Below are 12,449 nucleotides of genomic sequence, written 5' to 3'. Positions count from 1 at the left end.
ACGCGATGCTGCAGGCAACGTGCCGCACTGTGACGGTGGCACGCTTGCGTGGACAGGCATTGTGTGGATGCGCAACACGCAATGGTCCGCGAGCTGAATTCGTCAGCGACGCTGCTGCGGCATGTGCCGGCGTCCCGGCTGCTGCGACCGCGCGCCGGTATCCTTGCACGATGAGAACACGGTGGCAGCAATGAGCCGGCGCGGCGGCAGTGCGGATCTTCCATTGCATGGCGGACGTGTTCCGCACTGGCTGGGCGAGCGCATGACGCGGCTGGGCACGGTGATGTGCGAGGCGATCGTGCACAGCTACGGGCGCGACGAATTGTTGCGGCGGCTTGCGCATCCGTATTGGTTCCAGTCGTTCGGCGCGGTGATGGGCATGGACTGGCATTCCTCGGGCATCACCACCAGCGTGATCGGTGCGCTCAAGCGCGGCCTGACGCCGTTGGCCGGCGAGCTCGGGATCCATGTCTGCGGCGGACGCGGCCGGCATTCGCGTGCCACGCCCGCCGAGTTGCTGGCGGTAGGCGATGCGGTGGGCATCGACGGCGCGGCACTGGCGCAGGCCAGCCGCCTGGTGGCCAAGGTGGACAGCGCAGCGGTACAGGATGGATTCGACCTGTATCTGCACGGTTTCATCGTCAGCGACGATGGCCGCTGGGTGGTTTGCAGCAGGGCATGCAGACGCAGCGCAAGCAGGCGCGCCGCTATCACTGGCTGTCGGAAGGTTTGAGCAGCTTTGTCGATGCACCGCATGCGGCCATCGACGGGAGGCACCAGGGCGCTATCGTCAATCTGACCGACCATCGCGCCGCTGCCTCGCGCGATGCGCAAGTGGAGCTGTTGCGCAGCACCGCACCGGACCGGTTGGCACGCCAGTGGCAACGCATCGCCGATGCAGCAGCGCCTGCATCGGCGGTTGTCGCCCCGGCCCCGGTCACCGGCGATCTGTTCGCCGGTCACGCCTGGGACCCGGCGCAGCAACCGCATCTGTGCATGCCCGACCATCATGAGGTGCGCAGCGAGACGGTGATTGCGCGGCGCCTGCATGCCAGCCTGGCCGCCGCAGCAGAGGCTGGCCCGCGCGATTTCACTGCCTTGTTGCAGGTGCCCGGTGTGGGCGCACGCACATTGCGCTCGCTGGCGATGGTGGCCGAGGTGATGCACGGGACGCCCTGCCGGTTCAGCGACCCGGCGCGTTTTTCGCTGGCCCATGGCGGCAAGGACCGGCAGCCGTTCTCGGTGCCCACGCGCGTGCTCGACCACACCATCGGCGTGCTCAAGCAGGCGATGCAACAGGCCCGGCTGGGCAATGACGAACGCCTGCAGGCGATTGCGCGGCTGGACGCACAGGCGCGCCGGCTCGAAGCCACCGCACACGGCCCCTCGGTCGATGAGTACATCGCACAGGAACGGCGCGATGCGCACCGTTATGGCGGGCGCAGCGTATTCGGCTGGGAGCCGGCACCGGATCCGGCCGCATCATGGCTGCCAGCGCGTACGCGTGCAGGGCGGCGATGACGGCGCGCAAGGGCCGTGGCGCGACGGCGGCGACCGATGGCCGCTGCTTCACCTACGTGTTTCCGTGCCAATGGGAAGACCATTGCAAGATCGGCTTTTCGCGCGACCCATTGGCACGCATCGGCAGCCTGCACCCGCGCTGGTTCGAGTTCTTCGATCTCGAACGCGGGCTGCTGGTGGAAACCGAACGCGAGCGCGATGCGCGCGATCTGGAGCTGCAACTGCGTCGTCCCTTGCGCGTGCACAAGGCACCGGCGCCGATGGCGATCCGCATCGCGGCCGGCGGGCAAACCGAGTGGTTCCGTGGGGTGAGTGGGGCGCTGGAACTGGCAGTGAGTGGTTTGCAGGCCCACGGCTACCGCGTGTTCGTAGTGCGCGACTGGTTGCACGCGGCGATGGCGCAGCGCATCGATCGGTTGTACGACTGGTCGGCCGTGCAGCTGAGTCCGGACGAACTGGATGGCCTGCTCGGGCCGACACCGGCCCAACGCGCGCTGCGCGATGTGCTCGATGGCTACCGCGCCATGGATCTGCCGCTGCAGCCGCATCTGCCCGAGCGGATCTGGGCCTGGTATTGCGGAGCGCGGTGAGCGGGTCGGCGAGCCGGTGACGCAGTGCAGGCGGGCAGCGCTGCAAATCCTGGGCAGGTGCTGCCATGCAGACTTCAATGCGCAGGGTGAGCCGTTGCCGGCGGGGAAGGGCTGACTGCGGCGATGTCAGCTTCCAGCGCGCGTTGAAGATGCGCATTCCAACCACGCGCTGGACTGGTACCAGCAGCAGACGATGAGATTTCCATACTGGACAGGCACGTTACCCACCTCGCATTGACGCCGCGCTTGTTACACCGTGCAACGACTCCCGCACTGGACGCTCCCATGCCAGACGCCAAGACACGCCGCGCCGCCGCCAAGGGCAAGCGCGAAGGAAAGTCGGCCAGCACGCAGGCCGGCGAATACGTCAAGGAAGAAATCGAACGCGTGCGCAAGGGGACGCACGGGGTCAAGAACACCCAGCAGGCGATCGCGATCGGCTTGTCCAAGGCGCGCCGTGATGGCGTGGACGCGCCGCCTTCCAACACCGCATCCAAGGCCACCAGGAAGAAAGCCGCACATGACAGCGCTGCAGCCAAATCCGACACGCCGACCTCGCCGACGCGCGCAGCGGGTGCAAAGAAAGCGCTGAAGACCGCAAGCAAGAAGACCACGGCCAGCCAAACGGTGGGCAAGCAGGCATTGTCGGCACAGACCGGGCACGCCGCCAGCAAGCGCAGCGCCAGCGACCGCTCGGCAACTGCGAAGAAAGCTGCGAAAACCAAAGGCCCGGCCGTGCGCAAGGCAGCGGCGAAGAAGGCGGCGGCGACACGCCAGCGTACCGGCCAGGGCAGCAAGAGCTAGCGCGGCGATCGATCAGGTTGCGTGCGTCGGCCAGACACGGCGTTTGTGCAATGCCCGACACGGTGCGCATCGGTCAGTGCGCTTCAGCCGTAGTCGGGCGTTGATTCGTTGACGCGCTGCGGGTGCCGCACTTGCAGGCGGGGCCGCAACCACGCCGCGCAGGCCGCCTCGTCCAGCGAGCCGTCGGCCAGCCCGATGTAGAGCCCGTAGAGTTCCAGGTCGTCTGCTACCAGGCTTGCGCCGTTGAGCACGATGAAGGTTTCGCAAGCGACGGCGGCGGTGCGTTTGTTGCCGTCGACAAACGGGTGATTGCGCGCCAGACCATAGGCTAGGCTGGCCGCAGGTGCCGCCAGATCCGGTGGCGGGTCGCCGTAGGACAGCAATTGCCTGGGTCTGGCCAGTGCCGAGTCGAGCAGGGCATCGTCGCGCACGCCGCTGCCGCCACCATGCTCTGCCAGCTGGCGGTCATGGATGGCCAGCAGCAGGGGCCGTTCGATCCAGATGATCATGGCTGCGGGCTACTGCGCCAGCTTGTGCAGCAGCGTGCGACGCTCGCGCATCACCTGCTCGGCCACCTCCATCTGTGCGGCCAGGGTGGGGTCGAAGGCAGTCAGTTTGACTCCGTCCGGGGTTTCCAGCGCATACAGCTCGTCGCCCTTGCCCAGGCGCAGGCGGGCAAGCAGTTCCTTGGGCAGGATGACCCCTGAGGAATTGCCGATGGCAGTGATTTTGAGTTTCATGGCGGCATCTCGCGTTAGTACTTGAGTTATAACTTGCGCCTCGGCTACTCGCAAGTGGCGTGCTGAAGCGGCTCAGCAAGCCAATCTCGCCTGCTGCGACCGATCGGTGTACAAATGTACACCTTGTCCCATCCAGTTGCCGCGCCCCGATGCCACCGCTCACCCCCCAACGTGCCGCCGTGCTGGCGTTTCTGCAGGAGCAAGCCATGGCAGGGGTCTCTCCCAGCCTGGCCGAGATCGCGCAGGCGTTCGGGTTTGCCTCGCGCACCGCGGCGCAGAAGCATGTGCAGGCGCTGGCCGAGGCCGGCTTGATCGAACTGCGGCCCAATCAGAAGCGCGGCATCCGCGTGCCGGGCAGTGGCGGGCGCGATGCCTTGCTGGCGTTGCCGGTGCTGGGGCGGGTGGCGGCCGGCGTGCCGATCGGCGCGGATATCGGCCTGGACCGGCAACTGTGGCTGGACCGCGCGCTGTTTTCGCTGCGGCCGGATTACCTGCTCAAGGTGCAAGGCGATTCGATGATCGACGACGGCATCCTGGACGGCGACCTGGTCGGCGTGCATCGCAGCAACGAGGCGCGCGATGGGCAGATCGTGGTGGCGCGGGTGGAGGGCGAAATCACCATCAAGCGGCTGGAGCGTGGCGCAGAGCGTATCCGCCTGCTGCCGCGCAACCGCGCGCATGCGCCGATCGTGGTGCCGGCCGATGCCGACTTCGCGATCGAAGGGCTCTACTGCGGCCTGATCCGGCAGGGTTGAGATGAGCGAGCCGGTGCAACTGCGACAACACGGCAATGCGGCGGTGGCGATGCCGCTGGACGCGTTGCTGGCGGCGCGCACGGTATGGCGGGCCGGCCACGGCACGGCCACCGTCGGCGGCGGCGAAGCCACCGGACATGCCGGGCTGGATGCGGTGCTGCCCGATGGTGGCTGGCCGCGGCGCGCGCTGACCGAACTGTTGCTGCCCGCCCATGGCATCGGCGAGATCGCCTTGCTGCTGCCCACGCTGGCGCGCATGACCGGTGCCGGCAGCCGGGTGGTGCTGGTGGCGCCGCCGTTCATTCCGTATGCGCCGGCCTGGCAGGCGGGTGGGGTGGTGCTGCAGCAGCTGGAGGTGGTACAGGCCGAGCCGCGCGAAGCGCTGTGGGCGTTCGAGCAATGCCTGCGCAGCGGGGCCTGTGCGGCGGTGCTGGGTTGGCCGCAGACCGGCGATGCCCGCGCGCTGCGGCGCCTGCAGGTGGCGGCCGACAGCGGCAACTGCTGCGCGTTCGCGTTGCGCGACCGCCGGCATGCGGTCAATGCATCGCCAGCGGCGCTGCGGCTGGAATTCCTGCCCGAGCGCGATGCCTGGCAGGTGCGCAAGTGCCGCGGCGGGCAGGTGCCCTCGCAGCCGCTGCGGCTGGCGCATTGAGGCGCGCATGTTGTGGGCCTGCCTATTGCTGCCACAGCTGGCGCTGGACGCTGTCCTGCGGCGCATGGAAGAACCGCAGGCGCCGCTGGTGCTGGTGCAGGGGCCGGCGCAGCTGCGCAGCCTGCATTCGGTCAATGCCGCGGCCGCCGCGGCCGGCTTGAAGGCGGGCATGCGGTTGTCGGCGGCGCATGCGCTGATGACGCAGGTGCGCACCATCGATTACGACGCGCAGAACGAAGCGCGCACGCAGCGGTTTCTTGCGGCCTGGGCATACCGGCATAGCTCGCTGGTGAGCCAGCAGTGGTCGCGCGCCATCGTGCTGGAAGCGGCAGCCAGCTTCCGCTTGTTCGGCCCCTGGCCACGCTTCGAGCGCCGCTTGCGCGACGAACTGCAGGCGTTGGGCTTCCAGCACCGGCTTGCGCTGGCGCCCACGCCGCGCGCGGCGCGGGTGCTGGCCGGCCTGCGCGATGGCATGGTGGTGACCGAACTGCCGGCCTTGCACCGAACGCTGGACACCGTGCCGGTGCGCCGCGCGGCCTTGCCGGGCGATGCCGGCGAGCGCCTGCAGCACATGGGCCTGCGCACGCTCGCCGCAGTCCGTGCGTTGCCGCGCGATGGCCTGCGCCGGCGTTTCGGGGCCGGCCTGCTGGAACATCTGGACCGTCTCTACGGCGATGCCGATGACCCGCTGGACTGCTATGCGCCGCCGGACCATTTCGACCAGCGCGTGGAGCTGGGCTACGAGGTGGAAACGCACCCGGCCTTGCTGTTCCCGCTGCGCCGGTTGATCGGCGACCTGTGCACCTATCTGTCGATCCGCGATGGTGGCGTGCAGCGGTTTCTGCTGCGGCTGGAACACGAAGAAGGCGCCACCGATGTCGAGATCGGCCTGCTCACGCCCGAGCGTGCGCCCACGCTGTTGTTCGAGCTGGCCCGCAACCGGCTGGAACGGGTGGAGATTCCGCGCCCGGTGGTGGCGATGCGCCTGCTGGCGCGCCAGCTGCCGCCGTTCGTGCCGGCCATGCGCGACCTGTTCGATCAACGCGCGCAGCAATCGGTGGACTGGCCGCAGTTGCGCGAGCGGCTGCGTGCGCGGCTGGGCGACGAGGCGGTGTACCGCGTGTTGCCTGCCGACGACCCGCGCCCGGAGCGTGCCTGGCGCCGCGCCATCGGCGATGCGGTGCACGAAGCCGCCGCGCCGCCGCGCCCGCCGCGGCCTACCTGGCTGCTGCCGCAACCGGTGCCGCTGCATGAGCCGCAGCTGCGCATCGTGTCCGGCCCGGAACGCCTGGAAAGCGGCTGGTGGGACGACGACGAGGCGCGGCGCGACTACTACGTGGTGGAAACCGCGCGCGGCCGGCGCGCCTGGGTGTTTGCCGCGCCCGGCCGCGTGGAAGGGTGGATGCTGCATGGGTGGTTTGCGTGATCGGGTGCATGCGCGTGCGGTCTGCGGGCACGTCCTTGCCGACTGCTGATGGTGGCGATGATCCAGGCAGTCGCTGCCAGCGCTGCAGGCGGTCCGCAGCAGGGTCTGTGCAGCGCTTTGCCGCGCATGCAGACGTGCTTGTGGCAAAGCGCGCTGTCGAAGACGTTCGGCCATGAGTTGGGATGACGCCGTCGATGGGGTGGACCGCGAGACGCCTGGCGGGCGCATGCCGCGTGCCTGGAACGTGGCCGCACGGCTGCGCGCGGCCAACGATGACATCGCCCACACCCAGGATGCCGATGGCCTGCCTGCGTATGCCGAGCTGCATTGCCTGTCGGACTTTTCGTTTTTGCGCGGTGCGTCCAGTGCCGAGCAGCTGTTTTCCCGCGCGCAGCACTGCGGCTACAGCGCACTGGCGATCACCGACGAATGCTCGCTGGCCGGCATCGTGCGCGGCCTGGAAGCGTCGCGCGCCACCGGAGTGCGGTTGATCGTCGGCAGCGAATTCACCCTGGTCGATGGCACTCGCTTCGTGCTGCTGGTGGAACATGCGCAAGGCTATCCGCAGCTGTGTGCGCTGATCACCACTGCGCGGCGCGCGGCAGGCAAAGGCGCCTATCGGTTGGGGTGTGCCGAGGTGGAGGCACAGTTCCGCGCCGGGGTGCCGGGCGTGTTCGCGTTGTGGTTGCCCGGTGTGCAGCCGCAGGCCGAGCAGGGCGCGTGGTTGCAGCAGGTATTCGGCGAGCGTGCGTTCCTGGCGGTGGAGCTGCATCGCGAACAGGACGACGCCGCGCGCCTGCAGGCGCTGCAACTGCTGGCCCAGCGCCTGGGCATGACCGCATTGGCCAGTGGCGATGTGCATATGGCGCAACGCCGCGAGCGCATCGTGCAGGACACCCTGACCGCCATCCGCCACACCCTGCCGCTGGCCGAGTGCGGTGCGCACCTGTTCCGCAATGGCGAGCGGCATCTGCGTACCCGGCGCGCGCTGGGCAATATCTATCCACCGGCCTTGCTGCAGGCCAGCGTGACATTGGCGCAGCGCTGCACGTTCGATATTTCCAAGCTCGAGTACACCTATCCCAGGGAGCTGGTGCCTGAAGGGCATACGCCTGCCAGTTATTTGCGTCAGCTCACCGAGGCCGGCATCCGGGAGCGCTGGCCTGATGGGGTGCCAAGAAAAATACGTGATGACATCGAAAAAGAACTGGAGCTGATCGCCTACAAGAAGTACGAGGCATTTTTTCTCACCGTACAGGATGTGGTGCAGTTTGCCCGGTCCAAAGAGATCCTGTGTCAGGGACGTGGGTCTTCAGCAAATTCGGCAGTCTGCTATGCGCTCGGCATCACCTCGGTAGATCCAATCAAGACACGATTGTTGATCTCGCGCTTCCTGTCCAAGGCGCGCAACGAGCCGCCGGATATCGACGTGGATTTCGAGCACGAACGCCGCGAGGAAGTGCTGCAGTACGTCTACAACAAGTATGGCCGTGAGCGCGCCGCGCTGGCAGCCACGGTGATCTGCTACCGCGGAAAAAGCGCAGTGCGCGACGTGGCCAAGGCCTTCGGCCTGCCGCCGGACCAGATCGTCCTGCTGGCCAATTGCTATGGCTGGGGCAATGGCGATACGCCGATGCAGCAGCGCATCGAAGAAGCCGGCTTCGATCCGGCCAACCCGCTGATCGACAAGATCCTTGAAGTGACCGAGCACTTGCGCGATCACCCGCGCCATCTGTCCCAGCATGTCGGCGGGTTCGTCATCTCCGACGAGCCGCTGTCGTTGCTGGTGCCGGTGGAAAACGCCGCCATGGCTGATCGCACCATCATCCAGTGGGACAAGGACGATCTGGAAACCATGAAGCTGCTCAAGGTCGATTGCCTGGCCCTGGGCATGCTCACCTGCATCCGCAAGACGCTGAATCTGGTACGCGGCCACCGTGGTCGCGATTACACACTGGCCACGCTGCCCGATGAGGATGCGCCGACCTACAAGATGATCCAGCGTGCCGATACGGTGGGTGTGTTCCAGATCGAATCGCGCGCGCAGATGGCAATGCTGCCGCGTCTCAAGCCTGCCGTGTTCTACGATCTGGTGATCGAGGTGGCGATCGTGCGGCCAGGTCCGATCCAGGGCGACATGGTGCACCCGTATCTGCAACGTCGCAAAGACAGCAGCCTGATCAGTTATCCCTCCGAAGGCGTGGAGAAGATTCTCGGGCCAACCCTGGGAATCCCTCTGTTCCAGGAGCAGGTGATGGAACTGGTGATCCATGCAGGCTACGAGCCTGACGAGGCCGACAATCTACGCCGCTCGATGGCAGCCTGGCGGCGCGGCGGCGACATGGAATCGCATCGCGTGCGCATACGTGCCCTGATGGAGCGCAAAGGCTACGCTTCCACCTTCATCGACCAGATCTTCGAACAGATCAAGGGCTTTGGCTCCTACGGGTTTCCGCAGAGCCATGCCGCCTCGTTCGCCAAGCTCGTCTATGCCAGCTGCTGGCTCAAGCGTCACGAGCCGGCGGCGTTTGCCTGCGGCCTGCTCAACGCGCAGCCGATGGGGTTCTATTCGGCCAGCCAGATCGTGCAGGACGCGCGCCGCGGCAGCCCGGAGCGCCAGCCGGTGGAGGTGTTGCCGGTGGATGTGCTGCACAGCGACTGGGACAACAGCCTGGTCGGCGGGCGGCCGTGGCGCAGCGACGTTGATCCTGGCGAACAACCGGCGATCCGCCTGGGCATGCGCCAGGTCAGCGGCCTGTCGGAACAGGCGGCCATACGCATCGTCGCCGCACGCGCGCAACGCGCCTTCGCCGATATCGGCGACCTGTGCCTGCGCGCCGCACTCGACGAAAAGGCGCGCCTGGCACTGGCCGAAGCCGGCGCGCTGCAGTCGATGGTGGGCAACCGCAACGCCGCGCGCTGGGCCATGGCCGGGGTGGAGGCGCGGCGGCCATTGCTGCCGGGCAGCCCGGCCGAACGCCCGGTGCACTTCGAGGCGCCGCGCGCCGGCGAGGAGATCCTGGCCGATTACCGCGCGGTGGGCCTGAGCCTGCGCCAGCACCCGATGGCGCTGCTGCGCCCGCAGATGCTGCAGCGGCGCATCCTGGGCCTGCGCGAGCTGCAGGGTCGCCGCCACGGCAGCGGCGTGCACGTGGCCGGGCTGGTCACCCAGCGCCAGCGTCCGGCCACCGCCAAGGGCACCATCTTCGTCACCCTGGAAGACGAACACGGCATGATCAACGTCATCGTCTGGGCGCACCTGGCGTTGCGCCGCCGCCGCGCACTGCTGGAATCGCGCTTGCTCGCGGTGCGCGGCCGCTGGGAGCGCGTGGACGGCGTGGAGCACCTGATCGCCGGCGATCTGTACGACCTCAGTCAATTGCTCGGCCAGATGCAGCTGCCTTCGCGCGATTTCCACTAAGAGCGGCTAACAAAACGTAGCGAGCGGTCGTCAGGTGGGTGCGGACGGCGCGGAGGAACCGCAGTGTACGAGTGGTACATGCCGCACCGAGCACCGACCGCGCCCGCCTGGCGGCCGCGCAGTCGTTTTGCCAGCTGCTCTAACGACGACCAACACGATTGCTGCGTGTGCGCCGAGGCCGACGTCGCCTGCGCCCTCCAAGTCGGCACGCGACACAGCTGACCGCCGCGGTGAATATGCGCCGTGCGTATCCACCTGACGGCAGCTGCGCAAGTGCTTGGCTGCTCCACTCCCGATCGCCGACACCACGGCCAGGCCCGTGCTTCGAATCGGCAGGTGCCGCCCGTATCCCCAAAAAGACCGGCGTGTTCCTGCCAGCCCGGGTACGCGTCGCCCCGGGTCCGGGCAGTACGATCACTTCGCCTCGGCCATCGGTCAGGCTGCGTGGACGTTCCGTGCCGGCGCGTTGCATTGCGACATTGCCGCCGATCGCAGCCGCACCGGCATCGGCCCAACTGGCCCCGCACATGCACGCCCGATCACGGGTAAGGGCGACCACCCGCACTCGCGTACCCGGATAACGCGGGCGTTCCGCGCGTGGGTGCTTTGTCGCGGCATTGCCGCCAGTCACCTGCCGCGCCATCATCGGGCGCCGGCGCCGATAGGCTTCCGGCTTTCCATGGACGGCCGAGCTCGCCAAGGCGGGGGGCATCCCGCTACATCCGCCGGACAATGCTGGGCCGTGCCCAGCGGCCTCACGCGCAGGTGAATCCGGCCACGCGCGAGTCACCGGGAACCAACCGGTCTGTGCTACACCATGCACTCCCGCGCACCGCGCGGCCTGTTCCTTCACCCACGAGGCGATCATGAAGTTGGAGGCGTTGTTCGACCAGTTGCACACCTTGCCCACCGTGCCCAAGGTGGCGCAGGACCTGATCCGTCAGTTCGACGATCCGGACACCAATATCGATACGCTGGCGCACACCATCGAGCGCGATCCGGTGATCGCCGCCAAGGTGCTGCGGCTCGCCAACTCGGCGCGCTTCCATGGCCTGCGCGATTCCACCAGCGTGGAAGATGCCGCCATGCGCCTGGGTTTCAATACGCTGCGCACGCTGGTGCTGGCCTCGGCGATGACCGGCGCCTTCCGTGCCGGCCCGGGTTTCGACCTCAAGGCATTCTGGCGCCACAGTTTCGAAGTGGCCGGCATCTGCCGCCTGCTGGCGCGCCAGCACGGGCTCGATCCGGAGACCGCCTTCACCTGCGGCATGATGCACAACATCGGCGAGCTGCTGATCCAGTCCGGCGCGCCGGAGTACGCCAGCCGCATCAACCACGAGACCTCGTCCGCCGGCCATGCCGCCGAAGAAACCCTGCAACTTGGCTTCGGCTATCCGGAGGTGGGTGCCGAGCTGGCGCGCCGCTGGCAGTTGCCGAGCGTGATCCAGGACGCCATCGCCTACCAGGTGCGCCCCGCGGCCGCGCCGGATGGGGCGCGGATGCCGCTGCTGGTCGCCCAGGCAGCGCAGGTGTCCGACGCGCTGCACGCCCACGGCGGCGCCACCCCGGCGGCGCTGGAAGCGGTGCGTGGGCCGCTGATGGACGGCGTGGACCTGGAGGCGCTGTTCACCGCGCTGCCGGATGTCATCGAGGCCGATCGCGCGTTCGCCGAACTGCTGCACTGAACAGTGCCTGCCGCTGCGTCACTCCAGGCGCAGCGGTTCGAACGCGCAGTCGGCCGCGCTCCGGATCTCTCCGCCCCGCGGACAGGCATAGAACTGCTCCCGCCCGGGGGCCGGCGTTTCTTCATCGAGCTGCCAGCGGGATGGGTCCTGCAGGGTGACGATCAGATTGCGTTGCGTCTGCGGCGTTTGACGGTCGAAGTAGGCCAGATCCACCTGCGTGCCGGCGCGCAACGTGTAGCTGCAATTGACCAGCACCCCGGTGCTGGGCGCCGCAGCGGCGAGGGTGCCGTAGTAGAGCGCCGATGACAGATGCCGTGGGCTGCCCGCGTTGGGTTGCAGCGTACTGGCCCACACGCCGTTCCCGGAGCCGACGTTGAGCCGGACAGGGGCGCGATAGCGCCCAGCTTGGTAGTGCACCGTTTCAGGCGCCGGGCATCGTGCCAGGTCCTGGGCAGGCTGCTTGCCGGATGCACTGGCTGCGGCAGGCGGCAGCAGCATGCCGGCCAGAATCAACGGTGTCAGTGAACGGATCATGTGTCGGACCTTCGGGCACGCGGCCGCGGTGTGCAATGGATGGCCGATGAAAGCGACCTTGGCGGTCAGCGCACGCCGTATCGGCCGGAGCGGGGCGCACAGGCTCGTGTCGACGCGCTGCTGTGCACGACGATAGCGAGCGCCGCGTCCCGACTGGCGCGGTGTGCGAACCGGCGGCGCCACGGGCGCACCGATCCACACGGGCTGCCGCCTGTTGGCGTCTGCATTGCGCCACGCAAGGCATCGCTGTCGATGCCTGTGCGCCACACGCCATAGCGTGCACACTGTCACGCCGCGCCGCAGCTGGACTCAGCTGGGCGC

10 protein-coding genes, 1 other RNA gene and 1 pseudogene are annotated in these 12,449 nt (G+C 68.0%); 8 read left to right on the top strand and 4 right to left on the bottom strand.

The window, feature by feature from the left end:
• Window positions 1-190 precede the first annotated feature (190 nt).
• The 3 genes and pseudogenes from ACCQ05_RS15645 to ACCQ05_RS15635 all read left to right on the top strand — a co-directional run bounded on the left by ACCQ05_RS15645 (window position 191) and on the right by ACCQ05_RS15635 (window position 2,915).
• Window positions 191-1,521 (top strand): annotated as a pseudogene (locus tag ACCQ05_RS15645) (DUF763 domain-containing protein).
• Window positions 1,518-2,111, top strand: a complete 594-nt coding sequence (locus ACCQ05_RS15640; protein WP_372391383.1) for a GIY-YIG nuclease family protein — start codon at window positions 1,518-1,520, stop codon at window positions 2,109-2,111. Before ACCQ05_RS15645 ends, ACCQ05_RS15640 begins: the two are co-directional and overlap by 4 nt.
• Before the next feature lie 285 nt (window positions 2,112-2,396).
• Window positions 2,397-2,915 carry a DUF6496 domain-containing protein gene (locus tag ACCQ05_RS15635; protein ID WP_372391381.1) on the top strand — a complete coding sequence of 173 codons (519 nt, stop codon included), beginning with the start codon at window positions 2,397-2,399 and terminating at the stop codon, window positions 2,913-2,915.
• An 83-nt stretch (window positions 2,916-2,998) separates the two neighbouring features.
• On the opposite strand, the gene ACCQ05_RS15630 is transcribed toward ACCQ05_RS15635, so the two are convergent.
• Window positions 2,999-3,424: a type II toxin-antitoxin system death-on-curing family toxin gene (locus ACCQ05_RS15630; RefSeq protein ID WP_372391379.1), complete on the bottom strand. Its 426-nt coding sequence runs from the start codon at window positions 3,422-3,424 to the stop codon at window positions 2,999-3,001.
• A gap of 9 nt (window positions 3,425-3,433) precedes the next feature.
• Entirely contained in the window at window positions 3,434-3,655 is a 222-nt protein-coding gene (locus ACCQ05_RS15625; RefSeq protein ID WP_228963590.1) for an AbrB/MazE/SpoVT family DNA-binding domain-containing protein, read from the bottom strand.
• 149 nt (window positions 3,656-3,804) lie between these two features.
• Between ACCQ05_RS15625 and lexA the strand changes: the two genes are divergently transcribed.
• The 4 genes from lexA (at window position 3,805) to ACCQ05_RS15605 (ending at window position 9,909) form a co-directional block, all read left to right on the top strand.
• Window positions 3,805-4,410 carry a transcriptional repressor LexA gene (gene lexA / locus ACCQ05_RS15620; protein ID WP_372391375.1) on the top strand — a complete coding sequence of 202 codons (606 nt, stop codon included), beginning with the start codon at window positions 3,805-3,807 and terminating at the stop codon, window positions 4,408-4,410.
• Window position 4,411: 1 nt separating this feature from the next.
• Entirely contained in the window at window positions 4,412-5,062 is a 651-nt protein-coding gene (gene imuA / locus ACCQ05_RS15615) for a translesion DNA synthesis-associated protein ImuA (RefSeq protein WP_228963587.1), read from the top strand.
• Window positions 5,063-5,069: 7 nt separating this feature from the next.
• Window positions 5,070-6,488 (top strand): Y-family DNA polymerase, encoded by a 1,419-nt coding sequence (locus tag ACCQ05_RS15610; protein WP_372391372.1) that lies wholly within the window; start codon window positions 5,070-5,072, stop codon window positions 6,486-6,488.
• A gap of 172 nt (window positions 6,489-6,660) precedes the next feature.
• Window positions 6,661-9,909 carry an error-prone DNA polymerase gene (locus tag ACCQ05_RS15605; protein ID WP_372391369.1) on the top strand — a complete coding sequence of 1,083 codons (3,249 nt, stop codon included), beginning with the start codon at window positions 6,661-6,663 and terminating at the stop codon, window positions 9,907-9,909.
• A gap of 4 nt (window positions 9,910-9,913) precedes the next feature.
• Here the strand turns inward: ACCQ05_RS15605 and ACCQ05_RS15600 are convergent.
• A non-coding RNA gene (locus ACCQ05_RS15600) (sX9 sRNA) lies at window positions 9,914-9,989 on the bottom strand.
• 786 nt (window positions 9,990-10,775) lie between these two features.
• Here ACCQ05_RS15600 and ACCQ05_RS15595 point away from each other — a divergent pair.
• Window positions 10,776-11,594: an HDOD domain-containing protein gene (locus tag ACCQ05_RS15595; RefSeq protein ID WP_104539512.1), complete on the top strand. Its 819-nt coding sequence runs from the start codon at window positions 10,776-10,778 to the stop codon at window positions 11,592-11,594.
• A gap of 18 nt (window positions 11,595-11,612) precedes the next feature.
• Here the strand turns inward: ACCQ05_RS15595 and ACCQ05_RS15590 are convergent, their stop codons facing one another.
• Window positions 11,613-12,329: a DUF3757 domain-containing protein gene (locus tag ACCQ05_RS15590; protein WP_506191527.1), complete on the bottom strand. Its 717-nt coding sequence runs from the start codon at window positions 12,327-12,329 to the stop codon at window positions 11,613-11,615.
• Window positions 12,330-12,449: the final 120 nt, after the last annotated feature.

It is taken from the genome of Xanthomonas sp. NCPPB 3582, assembly GCF_041475735.2.
In the GTDB taxonomy this organism is placed as follows: domain Bacteria; phylum Pseudomonadota; class Gammaproteobacteria; order Xanthomonadales; family Xanthomonadaceae; genus Xanthomonas; species Xanthomonas codiaei.
Note: the sequence above shows the minus strand (reverse complement) of the source record. Positions and strands in the feature narration are given on the sequence as shown.